Here is a 24866-nt window from a genome sequence, read left to right as displayed (position 1 = left end):
TATAACCATCGTTGTTATATATTTAACATATCATAAATGTAGAAAATTTAACGTGATACAAATCACGTTATGGTCAAAAAATAAAAAACTGTATTTGCATTATTTTCTGCAAATACAGCCTTCCACTAAACTCCCCTGAAGTACATCGACAGCACCTTGGGATCTATAACTATTATCTTTTTATGATGAAATTTTATCATATCTTTTTTTTCAAAATTATTCATGCAGCGTGAAATAGTCTCTCTTGTACTACCAAGCATCTCAGCTAAATATGTTATGCTTATATTCAAGTCAATAACTGTACCTTCTTTTGTTTCCACTCCATAATCCCTGGATAATTTCCAGAGTTTTGCTGCAAGCTTTTTATCCATTTTTATAGGTACGGTGTTTTTCATTTGCCTATAAAGTCTTCTTATTTTTTTAGCCATAGAATTAATTATAATATGAGTAAATTCAAAATCCCCTGCCATTATTTCTAGCAAATCATTTCTAAAAAAATACAATATATAACTATCTTCAAAAGCTTCACAACTTATAGATGCAGGTAAATTGTCAAAAATGACTTCATTTATAAATTCTCCTCTGCCTAAAATATATACAACCCTTTTTTGTCCGTCCTCCGATATCTTATACATGGTTACTTTTCCACTTAAAACAATATAAATTTTATCCACTTTGTCTTTTTCGCAAAATAATTCTTCACCTTTAGTAAGTTTTATCTTAAAAGCCTTTGTCTGCACCAATTTCAACGTAGATTTATTTACTTTTTCAAATAATGGAATCCCGCTAAAATCATCATTAGAAACTTTTGCCATAACTTATATCCTCTGGCTGCGTTTTTCTATACAAATACTTTCCAAGAGGTTTATCTTCAATGAATTTTCCATTAGATATAACCTTATTTCCCCTTAAAAAAGCATGCAGCACTCTTCCCTTCTGTTCAAAACCTTCATAAGGAGTATAATCTACATTTTGTATTTGATTTTTAACACTAATAACTTTAGGAAACGCAGGGTCCCACACTACAATATCAGCATCACTGCCCACTGCAATAGTTCCTTTCTGTGGAAAAAGTCCAAATAATTTAGCAGCATTAGTTGAAGTAAGTGCAACCATTTCATTCATACTTATCCTGTTTTTTAGTACTCCATAAGTATACATAAGACCAATTCTATGTTCTACACCCGGAGCCCCATTTGGAATTTTGCTAAAGTCATCAATGCCAACTTCTTTTTGACCTTTATAATTAAAGGAACAATGATCTGTTCCAATGGTCATTATCTCTCTGGAGCTTATCCCCTTCCACAATGCATCATTATCATATGTTTTTCTAAGAGGAGGTGACATTACATACTTTGCTCCTTCAAAATTATGGCTGTTCTTATCTCCATAGCAGGAATCGTCCAACAGTAGATATTGAGGACAAGTCTCAGCATAAACTTTTATTCCTCTCTTTTTGGCATCTAAAATACTTAATAAACCTTCTCTAGTACTTAAATGTACAATATACACTGGTGCATCTGCAATTTCTGCAATATTAAGAAGCCTTACAATTGCTTCTTTTTCAACTAAAGCAGGTCTTGTCAATGGATGATAATAAGGGGAACTATTTCCCTTTGATTTAGCTTCACTTATAAGTGATTCTATAATATCGCCATTTTCGCAGTGAAAAGTTATCAAGCTCTTTAACTCTTTACTTCTTTTTAAAGCTTCAAATATTACACCATCATCTACCTGAAGCGTTTTTTTATAGGCCATATATAATTTAAATGAAGTTACCCCTTCTCTAACCATATCTTCCATTTCACAAGATGTCTTATCATTCCAATCCGTAATACCCATGTGGAATCCATAATCACAATAGCAAATTCCATCTGATTTTTTATGCTGCTTTCTTAAGGCTTCTTTTAATGTCTCTCCCCTGTTTTGTGTAGCATAATCTAATATTGTAGTGGTACCTCCAACTAAAGCCGCTTTTGTTCCAGTTTCAAAATTATCTGCAGTTGCTATAGAACCACTTTCCAAATCAAAGTGAGTATGAGTATCTATACCACCCGGTAAAATATAGCATCCTTTTACAGATATGACTTCATCTCCACTTTTTTTTATATCATTTCCTATTGAAACAATTCTTTCATCTTCTATTCTTATATCCGAGCAATAAGAATCCACAGCAGTTACAATTTTCCCACCTTCAAGTACTACACCCATAAGCAAATCCTCCCTTTTTATATATTCTAACATAAAAAATATAAAGTATAATTAACTTAACTTTCACAATTTAAAAATAATGCGAAGCAAAGCTTCGCAAGTTAAGAATTAATAATGAAAAATTAATAGTGAAGGATGATTTTTAGCTATCGCAAAAAATCTTTCAATTTATATAAGTCAACGACGTTTCGCTTTAGCGAAACGAATGGTGAAAAGTTTAATCAAAGATTTTTTGTAGTGTAACGAAAAAAAATCCACATTAACTATTAATTCTTCATTCTTAACTATTAATTAAAAAAGTTGAGTATTCATTATCTATCTAAAGTAATAACTGTTCCCGTCTTACCTTCAAGGGCATCTTCACCTTTGTAAAGTGAAGTAATTATTGACTTGTGGCGGGAATTCGACTTTGCAAACATCACTGCTGCTTTTACTTTTGGAAGCATTGACCCTGGGGCAAAATGACCTTCTTCAATATACTTTTCTGCTTCTGCCACAGTAATGTGATTAAGGTCAATTTGATTAGCTTTTTTAAAATTAAGGGATACTTTTTCAACTTCTGTAAGTATCATAAGAATATCTGCATTTACATCTTCTGCAAGCCTTTCAGCTGCAAGATCTTTATCTATGACTGCCGCAACACCCTCTAATGATCCATCTTCCTTTTGGGCAACAGGAATGCTTCCACCTCCAGCTGCTACGCAGATAGTAGAATCCCACAACACTTTAATTGCCGGAAGTTCAACTATTCTCTTTGGAACTGGTGAAGCCACTACTCTTCTCCACCCTCTTCCAGAGTCTTCTTTCATCACGTAACCTTTTTCTTTCTTAAGTTTTTCTGCCTCTTCCTTACTATAAAAAGTACCTATGGGTTTAGTTGGGTTTTTAAATGCAGGATCATTTTTATCAACTACTGCCTGAGTTATAAGAGTTACCACTGGCACTTTCTTGTTTCTCTTGTCTAAAGCCATTCTCAGTGACTGCTGAATGTGATATCCTATATATCCCTGGCTCATGGCACTGCATACATCAAAAGGCATGGATGGTGTAACACTATTAGCTGCTTCCGATGCAAGTAAAATTCTTCCTACTTGAGGACCATTTCCATGAACTATTACAAGTTCATATCCCTTGCAGCTTATATCTGCAATATATTCACAAGTTTTTTTTATTACTTCTAGTTGTGCCTCAGCTGTAGCTTTCGTACCAGGTTCTTGAAGTGCATTTCCACCTAATGCTATAACCAATTTACAAAATCCCATTATAACATTCCTCCATAAGTCTTATTTGTCTGTATAATTATTTACATAGGATATTGGAATAAGTGCATACATTGCTGCACATTTTACTAATTCATCTTTCCAGGTCTTTTCATTAGGTGCATGTGCTTGATCTTCATGGCCTGGTCCAAAACCTATACATGGTATTTTATATCTTCCCATAATGGAAACTGCATTTGTAGAGAATGTCCATTTATCTACCTTTGGCTCACTCTTAAATAAATCCTTATAGCAAGTTACAACATTCTGACATACTTTATGATCTTCAGGCAGTACCCAGGTTGGGAAGAAACATTCCGTTGGATACTTCAATCCTGTATAAGAAGGTCTTTCATAAGTGTACATTTCAACTTCAGCCTTTGCAGCCTTAACTGAAGGTAAATTCTTAATCTGATCAATTGCATACTCCCAGGTTTCACCAGCAGTAAGCCTTCTGTCAACAGAAATACTGCATCCATCTGCTACGGCACATCTTGAAGGTGATGAAAAGAATATTTCAGATACGGTTAATGTACCCTTTCCTAAAAATTCATCATTAATTAATTTTTCATTTAAATCCTTCAGCTCATTTAATATAGGAGCCATTTTAAAAATTGCATTATCTCCTCTCTCCGGTGCAGAGCCGTGGCAGCTAATTCCATGGGTTGTAACTTTTATCTCCATTCTTCCCCTATGTCCTCTATATATATTTACTGAAGTTGGTTCTGTTATAACTACAAATTCCGGCTTTACTTTATCTTCATTGACTATATACTGCCAGCATAAGCCATCACAATCTTCTTCTTGAACAGTACCTGTTACTACTAATGTATAATCTCCCTCAAGTCCAAGCTCTTTAATTATCTTGCCTGCATAAACCATGGAGGCCATTCCTCCCTCCTGGTCTGTGACACCTCTTCCTAAAATAACCTCATCATCTTCATAGCCTTCATAAGGATCATATTTCCATAGATTTCTATCACCTATCCCTACTGTATCTATATGGGCATCCATGGCAATAAGGTGTTTTCCGTGTCCTATATATCCAAGTACATTTCCCATAGGATCTATTTCTACTTTGTCAAAACCTACCTTTTCCATTTCCTCTTTTATTCTTAGTATAACTTTTTCTTCGCCGCAGCTTTCACTTGGAATTCGAGCCATATCCCTTAAAAATCTACATATTTCAGGTTTATACTTTTCTGCCATATCCAATATTTTTTCTTTATTCAAATCTAATGCCATCTAAATTTCCCCCTATTTTATCTATCTTTAGAAACGCTTCCAGAGCTCTTGTGCTAGTTCCCTGCTTCTTGCCATAATTCTTTCCTCGTCAACACCTACAAGTTTTCTATTTTCCATAATAACTTTACCATTTATAATTGTTGTATCTACACAGCGTCCATTAATGCCAAATAATAAGTGTGAATTAATATTGTTTTCATTTATTGGTGTAGGTGCATTATAATCTACAATAATTATATCTGCTAGTGCTCCTTCTTTTAAAATGCCAATTTTTCCATCAATAAATCTTTCAACAATTTTTCTATTATTATAGAAAAGCATTTCTGGAATTTCAGTCCAAGCTACAGTAGAATCTCCAGTAGCATGTTTATGAATAATATTTCCAACCTTATAAGATTCCATCATATCTGCTGTATAGCCATCTGTACCAAGGCCTAATAGAATTCCTTTTTTATACATTTTAAGTACAGGAGATACGCCTACAGCATTACCCATATTAGATTCAGGATTATGAACAACTATTGCATTTTTTTCTTTGATCAAGTCTAGTTCTTCATCAGAAACATGAATACAGTGGACTAAAATTGTCTTATCAGAAAGTGCTCCTGCATCATACCATCTCTGTACAATGCCCTTGCCATATTTTTGTTTAGTTATTTCCAGGTCCTGTATTCCCTCTCCTGTATGAACATGAAAACCTGTATTTAAATTTTCTATGGCATCCATACATTTTTCCAAAGTTTTATCTGAAATTGTCATAGAAGCATGAAGTCCAAACATACCTTTAATCATGTCATCTTTTTTATCATTACAATACTTAATGAAGTCCACATTTTCAGCAATACCTTCATCAGTAATTTTTTCTCCATCTCTATCTGAAGTTTCATAACATAAGCTGCTTCGGATACCTACCTTTTCTGCAGCCTCAGCTATTTTAAATAAACTACCTTTAACTGAATAAGCACTTGCATGGTGATCAAAAGCAGTTGTAACACCATTTCTAACTTCATCAATCATCGGTACAATAGCACTATAATAAATATCCTCTGGAGTTAATACCTTATCGAGTCTCCACCACAATCCTGTAAGTATGTCCATAAGATTTTTTGCTGGAGGACTGTCATTAGCCATTCCTCTGGCAAAAGTACTATAATAATGCATATGGGTATTAATAAATCCTGGCATAACAAGCCTACCCTTTGCATCAATAAACCTTCCATCTTTATATTTTTTCTTCAATTCTTCTGTCAAGCCAATTTCAATAATTTTATTTCCGGAAACAGCAATACATCCATTATCAATAATTGGCCTAGCATCATCCCTAGTAATAAGCTTACCATTCCCAATTAATAGCATACATTTTCCCTCCTAAATTTTAAATATTAGGTTACAGCATATAACTGTACTTATCTATGCAACTTTTAATTATACATTCCATTTCTTTTGAGATAATATTATCCTCACCAATAGTGTACCTGGCAACTTTGCCACCTTCCTCTCTAACTTTACAAATGCCTTTTTTAATATCAATAACACAAAATCCCTTATTCTTACTATTTTCAAAATCATTTTCATTCCAAAAGACTGTCACTTTATCTTTATATGGGTTTCCCTCATATGGACAGAAAACTCCACAATTTCCACATTCGTTGCACATACCATCCAAATGTATAATCTGATGAGAAGAAGCAAATCCTCCTACATTAATAGCTACATTTGCTCTATTTGGACAAACATCAACGCACAATTCGCAAATGTTACTGCAGGAAAGACATCTTTCAGGTTCTTCTTCGTAATTTGTGGAATCTCTTAATACACCCTTCCTGCTATATATTTGTTTTTCATCTATAGGGATAACTTTTTTCTCAAAATCATTATTCAATCCTTCTTTTGACAATATATTTTTGGCAACTGTTTTTCCATCTGCTATTGCCTTAACAATAGTAGCCGGTCCACATTTAGCATCACCTGGAATATATATATTAGAAATATTAGTTTCACAAGCTTCATTCAGTTTTGGGAAATCCTTAGAATTTAATTCTATTCCATTTATTTTTAACAAATCACTATCCACTTTTTCTCCTACGGCAGCAATAACCGTATCTGCATCTAGCACAACCTCTTTGCCAGTTGAAACAGGACTTCTTCTACCTGAAGTATCTTTTTCTCCTAATATCATCTCTTCACAAAGCAATTTATTATCTTTAATAGCTATCGGTGCAAGAAGTTCTTTAAATACAATGCCATCACAAATAGCTAACTTTAATTCTTCAGAATCCGCAGGCATATATTCCTTGGTTCTTCTATATACAATTGAAACAGTCTCTACTCTAGCTATTCTCTTAGCTGCCCTTGCTGCATCCATTGCTACATTTCCGCCTCCAATAATACAAACATGCTTTCCTAAATCAATGTTTTCTTTTTCTGCTTTATATCTTTCAAGAAACGCAATGGCATTCACTGCTTTTTCCTTACCTTCTTTTAAAGATAATTTTCCTGGCTTCCAGGCACCTATTGCTAAGATAATATAATCATATTTTTCCTTCAATTCATCTATATTAAAATTCTCATTAATTCCAAATTTAAATTTCACTCCTTGTTTCTTTACAAGCTCAAAATCCTGGTCAATCATCTCAGATGGAATTCTAAAATCCGGGATAACATACCTTACTACACCATAAGGTTTTTCTTTTTTATCCATTACAGTTACATCTATACCATTTCTTCTCAAGAAAAGAGCTGTTGAAAGTCCTGCAGGACCTGCACCTATAACTGCTACTTTTTTATTACTTCTTATATCTTGAGGTTTGATATTTTCAATATACTTTTTCTCAGCATTTAAGACAGCAATTTTTTTCATGTCTCTAATTAAGACAGATGAATCGTAGTCCAATCTAGTACACTTAAACTGGCAATTGTGATTGCAAATAGTTGCTGTAATTGCTGGTGATGCATTATCCTTAGCAATTATAGAAAAGGCTTCATCATATTTCTTTTTACCTACTAAGGCCACATATTCAGGAATTTGCTGATTTATAGGACATCCTATGCTGCAAGGTGCTGTCATGCAATCATAAGTAGGAAGTTCTACAGAAAGTTTTCTACTTCCTACAGTTCTTGAGTTTTTAAGATGATGATCATCTTTTAAAGCTTCTTCTGCCAATTTTGATAACATATCTGTATCTATTCCTGAGAATTTACCTTTAAGCTTTCTCTCTACCTTCTGAGCCATTTGAGTTATTCTCTCATATCCACCTGGCTTTAAAATAGTGGTTGCAAATGTCACCGGCTGAATTCCTGTAGTTAAAATTTTATCCACATTAAAGAAATCTGCTCCTCCTGAATAGGATACCTGTAAATCCCCTTGAAATTCTTTTGCTAATTTACCTGCTAAGGCAATTGTAAGAGGGAAAAGAGAACGTCCTGACATATACATTTCTTCTCCAGGCAATTCCTTGTTTTCAATTTTAACTGGTAAGGTATTAGTGAGTTTCACTCCTATTTCTAAATTCAACGTCTTTGCAGTATCTTTCAAACGCTGGAGCATTGCCACAGCATCCCCATACTGTAAGTCATTTTTAAAATGATCTCCATTTAAGGTTATATAACCATATTCCATTGTGTTAAGCGTATTTCTAACAAATTTTTCTCCTAAAAGAGTTGGATTCATCTTTATAAAAACATTTAACTTTTTTTCTTTCAGTAAGTAATTTGATATTTTTTCTATTTCCTCTGGAGGGCATCCATGCAGTGTAGATACTGTAATAGATGAACAGACAATTGGGGATATTTCTTCTAAATCTTTTTCATTAAAATTGGAGAACAAATTCATATGAGAAATAATTACTTTTTTACATTCATTCCATACTTTTGTATTAGAGGCATTTCTCATACCTTCAATATAGTTATCCATTTTAGGAGATTTAATACCATCTAAATCATAGCCTACACTCATGTTAAACATGAAATCTCTTTGCTTACTTAGATCAAGTTCCTTCATTAAAATATGAAGCAAGAACCAAGCTTTTATATACTCACAGAAAGCATCAGATACTTTTAGTTCTGTAGACCATTCCACATTGTAGCATTCATCTTGTGCACAAATACAAGGTTTAGCTACTGTTATATCTTCTCCATCAATAACTTGTACTGTTTTTAATTCAATAAATCGGCTTCCAGTTAAATAGGCAGAGACAATGTTCTGAGTTAATTGAGTGTTTGGCCCAGCAGCAGGTCCAAGGGGTGAAGATAGCTTTTCACCAAACACTTCAATTGATTTTCCACTTTTATTTTTATAAAATTTATCTTTATGAATTCCAAAAATAGATCCCTTTTCTTTTAATTCTTTTATAACCCAAATAATCATTTTTTCAAAAGAAATAGGGCGCATTCTATCACTCATTTATATTCCCCCTAAGATATACTTTTACATTTTATTTTGCTAAAAATCTCGGTGGCTTTGAATCAATAATCTCTGTAAGTGTTTTTACAGGATCTTTCACCTTACTTAAGAAAATCATTGAAGCAACAATGTAAGGTTTATATCCTGCCTGTTTATAAAGTTCTTCACGATAACGATCAAATACCGAAGCAGCTACTTCACCCTGCTTGCAACTTACTCCCGTAATATCTGCAGGTAAACAATGCATATATAATGCTTTAGAATCTTTAGTGAGCTTCATCATTTCTTCTGTGCATTCCCAGTCCTTATAATTTGCATTTTGATTTAACAGTTCTTTTTCAAGTACCTCTATTTCCTCAAATTTACCTTCTCCATATAAGTTAGTACGCTTTTCCATGGCTGCAAATGGAGCCCAACTCTTTGGATAAACTATATCTGCATTCTCAAAAGCTTCTTTCATGGAATTAGTTTTAATAAATTTACCTCCACTTATCTCAGCATTTTTTCTTGCAACATTCTCTACTTCCGGCAATACGTCGTATCCTTCAGGATGTGCAAGTGTAACTTCCATACCCATTCTCGTCATTAAACCAATAATTCCTTGAGGTACGGATAATGGTTTACCATAGGAAGGAGAATAGGCCCAGGTCATAGCTAGTTTTTTGCCTTTAAGATTTTGAGCTCCACCAAAATAATGAATTAAATGAAGTAAATCAGCCATACATTGAGTTGGATGGTCTATATCACACTGAAGGCTTACAAGGGTAGGACGCTGTCCAAGGATTCCAGCTTTATATCCCTCTTGAACTGATTCTGATACTTTATGCATATACTTGTTTCCTTTGCCTATAAACATATCATCCCTAATACCTATAACATCTGCCATAAAAGAAATCATATTTGCTGTTTCACGAACAGTTTCTCCGTGAGCAATCTGTGACTTTCCTTCATCAAGATCTTGAACCTCCAGTCCAAGTAAATTACATGCACTTGCAAAACTAAATCTTGTTCTTGTAGAATTATCACGGAATAATGAAATTGCTAGTCCACTATCAAATATACGCGGTGATATATTATTTTCCCTCATCTGACGTAAAATATCAGCTACTGTAAAAACTGCCTTAAGCTCTTCGTCTGTTTTTTCCCAGGTTAAAAAGAAATCATTACTATACATATTTTTATAATCTAGTTTCTTTAAATTTTGAATAAGTTCTTTTAATTTTTCCATAAGATATGCCTCCTAATTGCAATGATTGAATTAGTATATTTTAACATTTTAATATCAATATATTTTGTCTTAGATATGGTATATTTTAAAATTGGACTAACTAGTTAGTATAATTTGATTTTATAATAATAAAATATCTTTGTCAACATTAAAATATTTTTCTTTTAAAGTAAAATAATGTCTAATATTACTTACAGTTTCTATATTGTACAATTTCTTCTTAATTGTAATGTTGACAAAATACCATTAATATTATTAGAATAAATTATACTAACTGGTAAATCCATCTTATATTTACAATACACTACAATGCTTTGCTATAATGTGTTTACCTATTACTTGTCAGGCACAGGAATCTTAGATATCAATTTCAGCTCTTTACTCATCTAGAAAACAAAAAATCAAAATTCATCATTTTTATTAATTTCTTTCACAGTATAAGGTAGAGTATTAGAGTAGATAGTCATTAATTCAACTTTTGCAGTTTAAAAAACTTGCAAAGCAAAGCTTTGTAAGTTAAGAATTAATAATGAAAAATTAATAGTGAAGGATGATTTTTAGCTGTTGCAAAAAATCTTTAAATTTATATGAACCAGCCATGTTTCGCTTTAGCAAAATGAGCTATCAAAAATTTAATCAAAGATTTTTTGTAGTGTAACGGAAAAAAATCCACATTAACTATTAATTTTTAATTCTTAACTATTAACTAAAAAAATTACGTCGTAATTTTTTATATCAAGTCAAACTTTCATATGTGCAAAAGTTGAAATATTAAATAAATTTAATAGGGGGTTTTACAAATGTCAGAACAATCTGTAAAAAATGTAGACAAAGTAAACGAAATGCTTCCTCTTCCAAAACTTTTTACTTTAGGACTTCAGCACGTACTTGCAATGTATGCAGGTGCTGTAGCCGTACCTTTACTTATTGGTGCTTCTGTAGGTTTGACACCTAGACAATTAGAACTTTTAGTAGCTGCAGATTTATTTACTTGTGGTATTGCAACTTTAATTCAAGCAATTGGTATAGGGCCTTATGTAGGCATTAAGCTACCTGCAATTTTAGGCTGTACTTTCGCCGCTGTTGGTCCACTTATTATTATCGGCAAAAGTTATGGGATGCCGACAGCCTATGGTTCCATAATAGTAGCAGCACTTGTTGTGGTATTAATTGCACCAATATACGGAAAAGTGTTAAGATTTTTTCCAACAGTTGTAACAGGTACAGTCGTTACTATGATAGGTCTCTCTCTAATTAACGTGGGCATTAGTAGCATTGGTGGTGGTTCAGGAGCTAAAGATTTTGGAAGCATCTCCAATCTTTTACTCGGCGCATTTGTAATGCTAGTTGTTATATTCTCCAATAAATTCTTTAAAGGATTTTTTCAAGCAATTTCTGTTTTAAATGGCATTATTTTAGGCACAATAGTGGCTGCATTTATGGGGAAAGTAGATTTTTCAGTAGTTGCGAGTGCAAAATGGATAAGCTTTGTTCGTCCATTAAATTTTGGTATACCAAAATTTAATCTTGCCTCTATTATTATGATGACCTTTGTCATGCTTACAGTAATGATCGAATCAACAGGCACATATCTTGGTATAGGTAGAATATGCGAAAGAAAAATTACAGAAAATGACATTGTGCGAGGGCTTAGAGCTGAAGGACTTGCAACAATCCTAGGTGGTATCTTCAATTCTTTCCCTTACACAACATTCAATCAAAATTTAGGACTCCTAGCTTTAAGTAAAGTAAAAAGTCGTTTTGTCGTAATCGTTTCCGGTTTTATTCTCATATGTCTTGGATTGATCCCTAAATTTGCAGCTTTAGCTACAATCATTCCCCAACCTGTTATAGGTGGAGCTACAACCATAATGTTTGCAATGGTAGCCGTAGCTGGTATACAAATGCTCTCAAGTGTAGACTTTGACAAGAATTCAAATATGCTAGTTGTTGCCTGCTCTATTGGCATAGGCCTTGGAGTTACTATTGTTCCTACTATACTTGATCATACTCCTCAATTTTTCAAATCAATCTTCAGTAGTGGTATAGTTTCTGCGTCTGTAGTTGCAATAATTCTCAATGCATTTTTAAATCACGGTGAAAAAAACGTTACTAATATTGAAGCCTCCTCTGAAAATACTCCACAAAAATATTAGTAGTGCTTGTTAAAAGCACACAATATACTATTTAAAACCATTCATGTCAATATATTGACATGAATATAATTCAGAATTATAATAAAAGTGGATTAACTAGTTAGTAATATTTATTTGAAATTAATTTATTATTAAAAATTTATAATTTGGAGGCGACTTGTTGTTGAAATGGATTGTTAATAATAAAAAAGATGTTAAAGCACATACACCTTTATTAAGTAAAAAAAATTTATGTGAAGTTAAGACTTTCCATGAAAGTTTTGAACAATATAAAAAAACTCCTCTTGTTAAGTTGGATGGATTGGCAAACTTTTTAGGACTATCTAATATTTTTGTAAAAGATGAATCTTTTCGTTTTGGATTAAATTCATTTAAAGTGCTGGGAGCTTCTTATGCCATCGGAAAACATCTTGCACAAAAATTAGACAAGGATATATCAGAACTTCCATTTTCATTACTAAAATCTGAGAAAGTAAAAAGTGATTTAGGGGACCTTACTTTTGTTGCCACTACAGATGGCAATCATGGACGTGGGGTCGCTTGGATGGCAAAACAACTGGGATACAAGTGTATTGTGTACATGCCTAAAGGAAGCACTCAAAACAGATTAAATAACATAGCTGAATTTGGTGCAGATGTCAGTATAACTGATTGGAATTATGATGATGCAGTACGTTTTACAGCTAAGCAAGCTTCTAAAAATGGATGGGAAGTCATTCAAGATACAGCTTGGGAAGGATATACTGAAATTCCTAAATGGATCATGAAAGGATATTCTACTTTAGCACAAGAAGCTATTGAACAGTTACATGGAACTGTTCCAACTCATGTATTTTTACAAGCAGGTGTAGGAGCCTTTGCTTCTGTTATAGCAAGTGTATTTGTTTCTACATTTGAAAAAAATCCACCAAAAATTATTATCGTAGAACCTGAAAAAGCTGATTGTTTTTATAGATCCTGCAAAGCAGGTAAAATTGAGGCCGTCACAGGAGAAATGAATACGATAATGGCTGGACTTGCCTGCGGTGAACCTAACCCTATGGGCTGGGATATCTTGAAATACTGTGCTGATGTATTTGTATCAGTCCCTGATTGGGTAACAGCAAGAGGAATGCGTGTCTTAGGAAATCCTCTTAAAGGTGATAATAGAATAATATCAGGAGAATCAGGAGCTGTAACAGCAGGACTCTTATCCATTTCTTCAAAGGATAAATATAAGGACTTACGTGAAACATTGAAACTTGATAAAAATTCTAACGTTTTACTCATTAGTACAGAAGGAAATACTGATCCGAAAGTATATAGAAACATTACTTGGGATGGTGACTATCAAAGTTTAATATAAATACCCTAAATAGAAAATAAACTTATACTCCGCATGTTTTTACAACCACAAGCCCGGTTAAACATTTTGATAAGTCTAAGCAGAAAATTTATACAAATCTAAGGACTTTTGGAAACTCGTACCTTAAACAATTCAAAAGTCCTAAGTTTTGTATATAAATTTTCCACTAAGACTTATATACAAAATGTTTAAATGTGCTTGTTTATTGTAAAATCATTTCTACGTGTAAGTTTATTTTTATATAGTGATTACTCAACTTTCGCACATATAGAGTTTTGACTTAATATAAAAGAATTACGAAGCAAAACTTCGCAAGTTAAGAATTAATAATGAAAATTTAAAAATAAAGGATGATTTTTAGCTGTCGCAAAAAATCTTTAAGTTTATATAAATCAGCAGTGTTTCGCTTTAGCAAAACAAGTGATAAAAAGCTTAATCAAAAATTTTTTGTAGTGTAATGGAAAAAAATCCACATTAACTATTAATTCTTCATTCTTAACTATTAATTAAAACTATTGCTTCGCAAAGTTTTTAAGCTGCAAAAGTTGAGTTCATTCTAATTGAAATTTTGAAAAAGAGGTAATTTAAATGTTAGACATTTTAATAAAAAATGGTTTAATTGTAGATGGTACAAATACTACTCCCTATAATGCAGATATGGGAATTAAGGATGGCAAAATAATAAGTATAGAGAAAAATATACCAAGTGAAGCAAATGAAGTTATTGATGCCTCTGGATTAATAGTTTCTCCAGGGTTTATTGATGTACACAGCCATAATGATCTAGTGCCTTTTACTTGTGAAAGCCTTAGAAATTCAAAATTAATTCAAGGGGTCACTACTGAACTCGTGGGTCAATGTGGCCTGGGAATTTTCCCTTATATAGAAAGTCAGAATAACACATGGAAAAATTATGTTGTTGGAATAGTTGGAGGTGCTGATCTAAAATGGCACTTTTCTGACCTGAATGAATATATGACTAAAATTAATTCAATGGGATTAAAAAACAATTATGCTTCATTAATTTCTCAGGGTGCTGTCAGGACAAATGTAATGGGATTTAACCCTAGAATACCTACACAATATGAAATTAACCACATGTGCAGATTAGTAGATGATGCTATGAGAAAAGGTGCTTTTGGAATGTCTCTAGGTCTTCAATATATGCCAGGTATTTTTAGCTGTAGAGATGAATTAATTGCTATGTGTAAGGTTGTAAAAAGTTATAATGGAATTGTTATGGTTCATGTTAGAAATCACGATAACACTATAAATAATGCTTTAGAAGAAATTATATCAATTGCCAGAGAATCTAAGGTAAAGCTTCAAATTTCCCATATGAGATCTTATAATTCAAGTGAATTAGGTTTGAATGCTGACTCACTTATTGAAATCATAGAAAAAGCAATTGACGATGGCATAGACATCACTTTTGATGAGCATCCCTACCTCTCCGGCAGTACCTTAATGACTCAACTTTTACCCCCCTGGCTTACAAAAGAAGGAGAAGGTACCTTATTAGAAAAGCTAAAGGATGTTCAAGTATTAAATAGAGTTAAAAATGAACTTTCTAATACAAAAATCCATTACCCTGCATGGGATAATTACAGTGCAATAGCTGGTTGGAATGGGATCCTCATCACTTCACTTAAAAAAGATAAAAATCTAAAGTACATTGGAAAAACCGTTGGAGATATTTCAAAGGACTTGGGAATACATCCAGTAGACTTTATATCTAAACTACTTATTGAAGAAAATGCAGGAATTGGAATAGTTACCTTAAATATATTTTCAGAAGAAGACACTATAAAACTCATACACCATCCCCTACAGATGATATGTTCAGATAGTATACCTGCAGGTGTTCCACATCCACGTTTCTATGGTAATTATCCTCTTTTTATAGGTAAATTTGTACGACAAAAAAAGGCTATTAGCCTTGAAAATGCCATATACAAATCAACGCTATTTCCCGCAGTTACTCTGGGTTTAAAAAATATAGGTAAATTAGTTCCTAACAATATAGCAGACATCACTATATTTGATTTTGACAAAATCATAGGTTATGAAGATTACAAGAATCCAACTAAACCACCTGTTGGTGTAAAATATGTGTTGTTAAACGGAAAACTTGCTGTAAAAAATGGAGTTGTATGTAAAGGAAATTATGGTAGAGTTATAAGACACACATAATTATATTAAGTTAAGAATTAAGCATTAAAAATTAATAGTTACCAATATTTAAATTTAATATTATATTTTCCATAAATTTATTTTATTACCACACGATATAATATATATAACATGCAGTTAATGACTACAATTATGCTTATAGAAACTTAATGGGAGGAGTATTGTGGAAATAAAATTAGATTATAAAAATACAAGTAACAAAATAGTTATCAATTCTTATAATAATAAAGTTTGCAATGATTTTAAGTCATGTATTCATCAAATGAATCCATGTATAAATTCTCCAGATGAATTAAAAAATGGTGTATTTGCTAATGCTCCTTATAACGTTAGAAAATCTTGGATGAATGTATTTAACAGTTTACCAAAAGAAGATAAGCTTTATGCCGCAATAATTCTGCTTGAACTTAATCAAATTAAATCTGGTCAAATTAAATCTAATAACATTAATATTAATAACTACAGTGATGATATCAATGGATATGTAGACTTATTCAATACATTATCAGAAGGAATACAAGAGAGATTACAAAATAATAAATATACCGATTTACGAATTCAAATAGCATACAAGAAGGAATATTATATCATAAATAAGTTTATGAAAGAATTACGTAAATACATGTAATAATTCTCTATTTTTCAGGTCTTTTACACATCATAGGAATGCATTACATTACTTTAGGCAATAAAATTTTTAGCCTTTATCATTTCTTTGTCTGTATAAAATAATTCAAATTGAGTTTGATAATCCTAAGGGAAAATTCAAAATTATATATATGAGTCTAGATAAACGTTTAATTTATACCAAGAAATATGCTGTCAAATTTCAAATCATATTTAAAAACTTTTTCTATAATTGAAAATTTCTATATAAGGTTTCTAAATAAAAAATCACTTTATACATAGGATATTTTTACAATAATGAAGTTCTTTTAAATATTTTGTACATAAGCCTTAGTGAAAAATTCGTAAAAAATCTTAAAATTTTTGAATTGTTTGAGGTATGAGTTTTCAAAAGTTCTTAGATTTTTTAGAATTTTTTGCTTAGGCTTATCAAAATATTTAACCGAACTGAAGGTTGTAAAAATATCCGGAGTATAAAGTGATTTTTACTTATAAGTTAAATCCCATTACTTTCAAGGAAATCACGAAGTAAATTCATACATACAGTCTTTCTATATTCTGCTGAAACCCTTCCTTTTATAGGGATAATAACCTTATCATATGCTGCAAGGTACTCCTTCTTAACAGCTTTTGCTTCTTCAATAGTCTTACCAATGAGCATTCTATCAATAACTGGCAGCCTTATAACAACATCTTTAACTGCGCCAAAGGCTGTACTGCAATTACAAATTTTATTATTTTCTACATTAAGAATACCAGCAAAAGATACCCTGGAAATTGCTAAGGCATTTCTTGCCCCTACCTTCTTATAATAATAATTGTCAAATCCTTCTTTGTTCATGAGAACTTCAACAAGCAGTTCATCTTTTTTGAGGGAAGTCTTTTTTCTACCAAGATAAAATTCATTAATAGGAATAATCCTCTCCTCTTTGCTACTTACAATACGCAGTTTAGAATCCGTAACAAAAAAGATAAGTGCACTATCTGCTTTAGGTGAGCCATTACATATATTACCGCCAACAGTACCTAAATTTCGAATTGCAGGTGCTGCAATTTGTGATACTGCTTCTTTTAAAATAGCAGGAGTCAATTCATTTTCAATAATATCCGTAAAAGTACACCCAGCACCGATGTGAATATACTTTTCATCTTCTACTATATTTTTCATCTCAGATATTTTATTTAAGAACAAATATCTAGCATTTTCATCTGCCTTAATCATTAAATCCGTACCTCCTGCATAAGGAGTAACCTCCTCTTTTGCAAGAATATCTAATGCTTCCTTTAAAGATGATGGTCTATAACTATTTACCATAAACCTTTCCCCTCCTTTGCTGCAATACCAATAGCTTTAACAATGGCATTATAGCCAGTGCACCTACATAGATTTCCAGAAATACCTTCTCTAATCTCCGCTTCTGTAGGATCTGGATTTTTTGAAAGTATACATTCAGATGCAAGTATCATACCTGGAATACAAAAGCCACATTGTACAGCACTAACAGAAGCATATGCCTTATCAAGGACTTCAAAACGTTTGGTTTCACGATATCCTTCAATAGTCATAACCCTACTACCTTCTATACTACCTACTGCTACCATACAGGAATTAACTAGTTTGCCATCGAGTATAACAGAACAGGCACCACATTCACCTTCCTTACAGCCGCACTTTACACCAGTAATGTGTAACTCATTTCTAAGTATATCAAGCAAACGCTCACTTCCCCTGGCAGTAGATGTAACTTCTTTTCCATTAAGAATAAATTTTATCATTACTTAAGCACCTCCTGCAAAACCTTCATAGTATCCTCTTGAGTAAATGGAGCTTTATTTAAATCTACGTCAAGTGCATTCTCCATAGCTTCCACATAAGCTGGAGCTGCACCAACAAGAGGAAGCTCACCAGCACCTTTAGCTCCATATGGGCCACAGCTATATGGATTATCTACTATTTCAGTTACAAGATTCGGAACATCTACTGCTGTAGGAATAATATAATCACTATAGCTATTATTACGGATTACGCCTTTATCATTGCATTCCATCTGCTCCATGGAAGCATATCCAATGCCCTGAAGAAAACCTCCCTGCATCTGTCCTTGTATAATGTTCATATCAATAGGAACACCAACATCAAAAATACCCCATGCTCCAGTTACCTTTGTAATAGCAGTAAGTGTGTCCACCTCAACTTCAATGACATTAACAGACCAGGAAAAAGTCGGATATGCGTCTCCTTTGAACTTTTCAAGACTAAATGGAATTATAAAGTCGGGCTCCACAAAATGTTCTTCCACAATCTGTTCTTCTCCAGTTTTCCATTCTCCTTTCAGTTTCTCTGCTGCACGCCTAAGCAATTCTCCAACTACCATTAAAGAACGGCTTGCTACAGTAGGCCCTGAGTCAGGTACATGGTCTGTATCCGGATTATTTATAAGCACCTTATCATAAGAAATGCCAAGGGTATCTGCAACAATTTTAGAAAAAGTAGTTTTAATACCCTGACCTATATCCGAATTGCTCACTAAAAGTTCCACTGTATCATCTGCATTTTTTCTAATTTTTACAACAGCTTTTATGAGATCACGTTCTCCACTTCCTGTAAAACCACATCCATGGAAAAATAATGACATGCCAATACCCTTTCGGTATCGTCCCTTTTGATTTTTATACATCTGACGTTTTTTACGATAGTCAGCAAGTTCATCAGCTCGCTTGATCATTTCAGGCAGAGATACATGGAAATGATACTTTCCACTTGTAGAAGTAGAATCGCCTTGTTTAACCATATATTTTTCCTTCAGTTCAAGGGAGTCAACGCCCATTTTCTTTGCAATATGATCCATCATCATCTCTACTGCAAAGAAAGTCTGTGGAGCACCAAAGCCACGATATGCACCGCAAGGTACTGTATTTGTCTTAACTGCACGTCCTACAACACGCAAGTTTTCTACCCTATATACGCCGTTTGCACAAATTACTCCACGCTGTAAAACAACAGGAGAAAGAGTTGTATATGCACCACTATTAAACAGTACATCAATATCCATACCTGCAATTTCGCCATCTTTAACTGCTACTTTATAGGTACAGATAGATGGGTGACGTTTTGAAGTAAACTCCATGTCTTCACGTCTATCAAATATTACTTTCACTGGTTTATTTGCCTTTTTAGCTGCCACTGCAGTTTGACATGCAAGTATAGACGGAAAGTCTTCCTTACCGCCAAAGCCTCCGCCAGTAACATCCTGAATAATCTGAATATTTTTTTCATCATATCCTAAAGCTTTGGAAACTGCACCATACACATAGTAAGGACACTGCATAGAACCACGTATTGTCATTCGCCCATCATGTGGATAAGCAATTATCCCCTGAGTTTCAAGATATGCCTGTTCTTGATAACCAGTTTGAAATGTTTCAACAAAAACCTGATCAGCTTCTTTTAGAGTCTTACAAATATCTCCTTTTTCACACTTGTAATGGAAAAAAACTGTATTAGATTTTTGCATATCCAGAACAGGAACCTGTTCCTCATATACTACAATAATTTCACTTAAAATCCTATTGACTTCTTTAAGGCTAGGTCCCACAACCATTAAAATAGGTTCACCTACATATTCCACAGTATCTTCAGCATAAACGGGTGTATCATTTTCCACAATTGCAACACGATTTACACCTGTTACATCATTTTTGTCAGCAACAAAGTAACCATCAGGTAATTTAGGAATACTTATATTAGTGATTTTTGCCCTTGCCTTTGTGGAATGCAATAGTCTGCCGTAAAGCATATCATCCATCACATGATCATCTACATAAAGGGCATGGCCACTTATTTTTAATTCATGATCTTTTTTCTTTACAGACTTACTAATATTTTTCATACAATACCTCCCTATATTCGATTCATAAAAAAGTAATATACTATTTTTTTAGTTTTTTATAGAATGTCCCTTTTAATGGCAATTGACTGCGGAATTTACCATCTAATCTATAATATGCATGAGAACAAGCTGGCGCTGTCGGAATCAAACATAATTCTCCACAACCTTTTGCCCCATAGGCTTCAGGAATCTTTCCTTTACTTTGTACAAGAATAACTTCAAGTTCTGGAGCATCTGTTGATCTCATAAGTCCTAGTGTACCTAGCTTTGTCTTAGGATAGCCACCTTCAACTTTAAATTCTTCTGTTAAAGCATATCCAAGCCCCATAACAATGCCACCTTCAATTTGTCCTTCAACAGCCTGAATATTGACAGGTGTTCCAACATCATAAGCTGCAACTACTTTTTCCACTTTTCCTTCTTCATTCAAGATAACAACCTGAGCTCCATAACTGTAACTTACATGGCTTACTGGATTTTTCTTTGGAGATCCCATTGGGTCTGTCTTCGCAGAATATTCACCATAAAATTCTCTTCCTTCTAAATCAAAAAGAGTCAATCCTTTGTGCAATTCTGCTTTTAATTTTTCAGATACACGCCTTACAGCTTCCCCAGTTACCACAGTCTGTCTAGATGCAGTACTAGTTCCTGAATCAGGTGTATGAAAGGTATCTGCTCTTTCATGAACAGTAAGTGCTGGATTTAAGCCTGTTGTTTCACATAATATGGTAGTACACATTGTTGCAATTCCCTGTCCCATACAAGCTGCAGAAGTTTTTATATGAACTTTTCCATTTTCTACAGATAAAATGCATCGGCCAATATCCTTATTTCCCACTCCAGTTCCACTGTTTTTAAAAGCTATGGCAATTCCTGCATAAGGATTTGATTCATATACATCTTTAACAGCTTCCAAGCATTCTGCCATAGCAACACTTTTATCTGCTATTTGACCATTTGGAAGTACCTGTCCTGGACGAATTGCATTACGGTAACGTATTTCCCAAGGTGAAATACCCACCATCTCTGCCAATAAATTAATATTGTTTTCAGTAGCAAAACAGCTTTGTGTTACACCAAAACCACGAAATGCTCCAGCAACCACATTATTTGTATAAACTGACATACCTAAAATGTCAATATTCTGATAATTATATGGTCCTGCCGCATGAGTACATGCTCTTTGTAATACAGGTCCACCAAGGGACGCATAGGCACCTGTATCTGCAATAATTACACCTTTCATAGCTGTTAAATATCCATTTTCATCACAAGCTGTTGTAAATTCCATTTCCATTGCATGACGTTTAACATGATAATCTAAGCTTTCCTGCCTTGAAAACTTTACCTTTACCGGTTTTTTTGTGTACCATGCCATTAATGCTGCAAGATGCTGAACACTCATGTCCTCCTTGCCGCCAAATCCTCCTCCAACAAGCTGGGAATGACAGTGTATTTTTTCCTTTGGAATTTTAAGCATATTTGAAATTTCACGCTGCTCGTCGTAAACAGATTGTGAGCCAGAATAGAGTAAAATACCATCTTCTCCTTCAGGTGCTGCAATTGCACACTCTGGTTCCATAAATCCGTGTTCCTGAAATGGAGTTTTATATTTTCTCGTCACTACATATTTAGAATTTTTAATTGCTTCATCTGCATTTCCACGTTGAAGAATAGAACGACTCATAATATTCCCATCTGAATGAATTAAAGGTGCATCTGCTCTTAGTGCATCTTCAGGAGAAGTAATCGGTTCCAATTCCGTGTATTCTACATCAACTAATTTGCACACTTCATCCAGCTTATCCTTATGATAAGTTGCCACAAGTGCCAGTGAATCTCCTATATATCTGGTTGTCGCACCTTCTGGAATCATTACATCCCAATCCTGTTTTATGTGTCCAATAATATTATTTGGAACATCCTTGGCCAGTAAAATTTTCACACAATCCGGGTGAGCTTCTGCCTTGCTTATATCAATTTTATTTACAATAGCCCTTGGGTATTTAGATCGAACTGTTTTGGCATAAATCATTCCAGGCAGCTCCATATCATCTACAAAAATACCTGTTCCATTTACCTTTTCGTCTACATCCACACGCTTAAATTTCTGATTCATCTTCAATTTACCTACAGGAGCTGGTATCTGAAGATTGTCCCTAAAATATTTTGCTGCCATTAAAATAGCTTCTTCAATTTTTTTATATCCAGTACAGCGACAGATATTACCTCTAATCGCCTTTTTTACATCTAACTTTGTTGGATTAGAATTGACATCTAATAAAGCTTTTGCACAAATTACCATCCCAGGAATACAAAAGCCACACTGTACTGCACCTGCTTCTCCAAAACAATATTCGTAAACTTCTTTTTCCCTGTGACTTAATCCCTCAACAGTTAAGATTTTCTTTCCTTCAAATTTTGATACTTTTTGTACGCAAGCTTTTACTGCTTTTCCATCTACTAAAATAGTGCACGTTCCACATGCACCTTCGCTGCAACCGTCCTTTGCAGAAGTGATTTTCAAATCATCTCTTAAAAAACGCAATAGGGGTTTATCAGTATTCGAAGCTACATCCTTACCATTAATATTTAATGTAAACATAAATAACCTCCTATTTTATAAAAATTTAACAATTTATTGTTATAATTATTATAAAACGGAGGCTAACCTTTATCAAATTCTTTGTGAAAAGAACTTGCTTTTTGCATTAAAATAGTCTATCAAATTCATCTTTTGCATACTGACGAACATTGTGTTCAAATTGCTCATATTTTTTTAAAAATTCCATACCTTCTTCGGTTAAATAAGTTTTTCCACCATTTCGTCCACCATGTTTCCTTTTAACCACTGCATATCCCAATTCCTCTTCCAACTGATTCAGCATGTTCCACGCTTTGCTATAGGAAAGTGCCATGTGTTTACATGCATTTCGTACAGAATGTGTATTCTGAATTAAAATCAAAAGCAACTTTGTTCTTGAATTAAAAAACATAGACTCCTTTTCAATACTTATTTTAACAAAAGGATGTAAAATACGCTGATTATGTTTTTTTAGGAGTTTTTCCAATTGCCAAGGGTCTCCTGTATCACTTAAAATTCCTTCATCTTCCACATCCATCAGCTGTCTTTCAATGCCAATGTTTTGGATAGCTCCCTCCATCCCTTCATTACCATTATATTTTAAAACTTGAGGGATTAACTTAGAAGATATCAAAAGGGGGTGTCCAGTTTTTCCATGATAAGATGGTGATAGTAACTGCTTATTACATTCTATCATCTTTTGAATAGTTTCTGGTGTAAATAATGGGGCACTTACTGGATTAAATATTACTTGATCACATTTATTCTTTAAAAAATCCAATCCTATTTTTGCAGAATCAAGCATTTGTGAATTTTCGTACTCTCCATTATACAAAAATATAACTCCATAATAAGCTAAATTATGTTCAATTTCCTCAGATTTATACCCTGTAATTACCACAATTGGTGAAACCCCAGCCTTTTGAAAAGTTAAGACAATTCTTTTTACTATAGTAATAGAACCAATTTTTCGCAGTGGATATGTTTCATCTTTCTCTGACGTTTTTCCTGCAGCAACAATTATACCTCCTGTTGTTTTTTTCTCTTTCTCCATATCCATACTCCTTATCTAGCTGTAACTTGCATATATGTACAATTTAAGACTATATGATTCTAGCCCAAGTGTAAAAATAACTAATTTTCTTCTTTTAAACACTGTTCAATAAGCCCTTCGGCTACATCAAAATACTTTTTCAAATCAAACTTGCCTTCATCAATAAGATACTGTAGTGATGCTCCTAACATTAATGATAGCATTATATATGTTAGCATATCTTTATATTCATTATCTACACTGTCTTTAAATTTCCCTTTATTTAAAACTTTACTAATGCCGCTGCGCCATATATTAAAAGTTTTTTGAAACTTTTTCCTTATTTCCTCATTTACTGTACCTTGAACCCAATAATCAAGTTGTACATAATCTAATTCTTTATTATTTAAAATGTCATCTTCCTTTTGTTCAAAAAATCCTCTTATATTTTCTAAAACACTTTTATTTTCTAAATCTATATATTTCTTACGGTTCTCTGAAAATTGCTTTTGTATATCATCTAAAAGGGCTATCATTATATCATTTTTAGTTGGAAAGTAATAATGCAAATTAGCCTGACTTCTCTCAGTTTCTTTTGCAATCATATGCATACGGGTACCGCTTATTTTTTCCCTTGCAATTACTTTCATAGCAGCATTTAATATCTCTTTTTTTGCATCTTTTGGCATAGTA

General features: G+C 33.3%; 17 protein-coding genes. 4 read left to right on the top strand and 13 right to left on the bottom strand.

Annotated elements, in window-relative coordinates:
* Nucleotides 1-125 precede the first annotated feature (125 nt).
* The 7 genes from CLRAG_RS08550 to ygeW form a co-directional block, all read right to left on the bottom strand.
* The gene (locus CLRAG_RS08550) at nucleotides 126-815 is read right to left on the bottom strand and encodes a Crp/Fnr family transcriptional regulator (RefSeq protein WP_065078049.1); all 690 of its coding nucleotides are present in this window, start codon (nucleotides 813-815) and stop codon (nucleotides 126-128) included.
* On the bottom strand, nucleotides 799-2211 hold the full coding sequence (gene hydA, locus CLRAG_RS08545) for a dihydropyrimidinase (protein WP_065078048.1): 1413 nt from the start codon (nucleotides 2209-2211) through the stop codon (nucleotides 799-801). Before hydA ends, CLRAG_RS08550 begins: the two co-directional genes overlap by 17 nt.
* Before the next feature lie 311 nt (nucleotides 2212-2522).
* Nucleotides 2523-3473: a carbamate kinase gene (gene arcC, locus CLRAG_RS08540; protein ID WP_065078047.1), complete on the bottom strand. Its 951-nt coding sequence runs from the start codon at nucleotides 3471-3473 to the stop codon at nucleotides 2523-2525.
* A gap of 21 nt (nucleotides 3474-3494) precedes the next feature.
* On the bottom strand, nucleotides 3495-4715 hold the full coding sequence (locus CLRAG_RS08535) for a YgeY family selenium metabolism-linked hydrolase (protein WP_065078046.1): 1221 nt from the start codon (nucleotides 4713-4715) through the stop codon (nucleotides 3495-3497).
* A 27-nt stretch (nucleotides 4716-4742) separates the two neighbouring features.
* On the bottom strand, nucleotides 4743-6071 hold the full coding sequence (gene ssnA / locus CLRAG_RS08530; protein WP_065078045.1) for a putative aminohydrolase SsnA: 1329 nt from the start codon (nucleotides 6069-6071) through the stop codon (nucleotides 4743-4745).
* A gap of 31 nt (nucleotides 6072-6102) precedes the next feature.
* Nucleotides 6103-9117, bottom strand: a complete 3015-nt coding sequence (gene ygfK / locus CLRAG_RS08525) for a putative selenate reductase subunit YgfK (protein WP_065078044.1) — start codon at nucleotides 9115-9117, stop codon at nucleotides 6103-6105.
* A 31-nt stretch (nucleotides 9118-9148) separates the two neighbouring features.
* Entirely contained in the window at nucleotides 9149-10345 is a 1197-nt protein-coding gene (gene ygeW / locus CLRAG_RS08520; protein ID WP_065078043.1) for a knotted carbamoyltransferase YgeW, read from the bottom strand.
* 800 nt (nucleotides 10346-11145) lie between these two features.
* Here ygeW and CLRAG_RS08515 point away from each other — a divergent pair.
* The 4 genes from CLRAG_RS08515 to CLRAG_RS08500 all read left to right on the top strand — a co-directional run bounded on the left by CLRAG_RS08515 (nucleotide 11146) and on the right by CLRAG_RS08500 (nucleotide 16667).
* Entirely contained in the window at nucleotides 11146-12501 is a 1356-nt protein-coding gene (locus CLRAG_RS08515) for a nucleobase:cation symporter-2 family protein (protein ID WP_065078042.1), read from the top strand.
* 163 nt (nucleotides 12502-12664) lie between these two features.
* A complete protein-coding gene (gene dpaL, locus CLRAG_RS08510; protein ID WP_065078076.1) occupies nucleotides 12665-13846 on the top strand; it encodes a diaminopropionate ammonia-lyase in 1182 nt (393 codons plus the stop codon).
* Nucleotides 13847-14434: 588 nt separating this feature from the next.
* Nucleotides 14435-16039 (top strand): N-acyl-D-amino-acid deacylase family protein, encoded by a 1605-nt coding sequence (locus tag CLRAG_RS08505; RefSeq protein ID WP_065078041.1) that lies wholly within the window; start codon nucleotides 14435-14437, stop codon nucleotides 16037-16039.
* 163 nt (nucleotides 16040-16202) lie between these two features.
* Entirely contained in the window at nucleotides 16203-16667 is a 465-nt protein-coding gene (locus tag CLRAG_RS08500; RefSeq protein ID WP_065078040.1) for a hypothetical protein, read from the top strand.
* A 495-nt stretch (nucleotides 16668-17162) separates the two neighbouring features.
* Here CLRAG_RS08500 and CLRAG_RS08495 read toward each other — a convergent pair whose 3' ends face one another.
* From CLRAG_RS08495 to CLRAG_RS08470, 6 genes are all read right to left on the bottom strand, one after another.
* Nucleotides 17163-17981 (bottom strand): FAD binding domain-containing protein, encoded by an 819-nt coding sequence (locus CLRAG_RS08495; RefSeq protein ID WP_065078039.1) that lies wholly within the window; start codon nucleotides 17979-17981, stop codon nucleotides 17163-17165.
* Nucleotides 17975-18442, bottom strand: coding sequence for a (2Fe-2S)-binding protein (locus tag CLRAG_RS08490; RefSeq protein WP_065078038.1), 468 nt, complete (start codon nucleotides 18440-18442; stop codon nucleotides 17975-17977). The genes CLRAG_RS08495 and CLRAG_RS08490 overlap by 7 nt, the downstream gene beginning before the upstream one ends.
* On the bottom strand, nucleotides 18442-20556 hold the full coding sequence (locus tag CLRAG_RS08485; protein ID WP_065078037.1) for a xanthine dehydrogenase family protein molybdopterin-binding subunit: 2115 nt from the start codon (nucleotides 20554-20556) through the stop codon (nucleotides 18442-18444). Before CLRAG_RS08485 ends, CLRAG_RS08490 begins: the two co-directional genes overlap by 1 nt.
* 40 nt (nucleotides 20557-20596) lie before the next feature.
* Nucleotides 20597-23161 carry a selenium-dependent xanthine dehydrogenase gene (gene xdh / locus CLRAG_RS08480; RefSeq protein WP_065078036.1) on the bottom strand — a complete coding sequence of 855 codons (2565 nt, stop codon included), beginning with the start codon at nucleotides 23159-23161 and terminating at the stop codon, nucleotides 20597-20599.
* Nucleotides 23162-23267: 106 nt separating this feature from the next.
* Nucleotides 23268-24194 (bottom strand): NTP transferase domain-containing protein, encoded by a 927-nt coding sequence (locus CLRAG_RS08475; RefSeq protein WP_065078035.1) that lies wholly within the window; start codon nucleotides 24192-24194, stop codon nucleotides 23268-23270.
* An 80-nt stretch (nucleotides 24195-24274) separates the two neighbouring features.
* On the bottom strand, nucleotides 24275-24862 hold the full coding sequence (locus CLRAG_RS08470) for a TetR/AcrR family transcriptional regulator (RefSeq protein ID WP_065078034.1): 588 nt from the start codon (nucleotides 24860-24862) through the stop codon (nucleotides 24275-24277).
* Nucleotides 24863-24866 lie beyond the last annotated feature (4 nt).

Source organism: Clostridium ragsdalei P11 (assembly GCF_001675165.1).
GTDB lineage: Bacteria > Bacillota > Clostridia > Clostridiales > Clostridiaceae > Clostridium_B > Clostridium_B ragsdalei.
The sequence above is the reverse complement of the archived record's forward strand: the minus strand, read 5'-3'. Positions and strand labels throughout refer to the sequence as shown.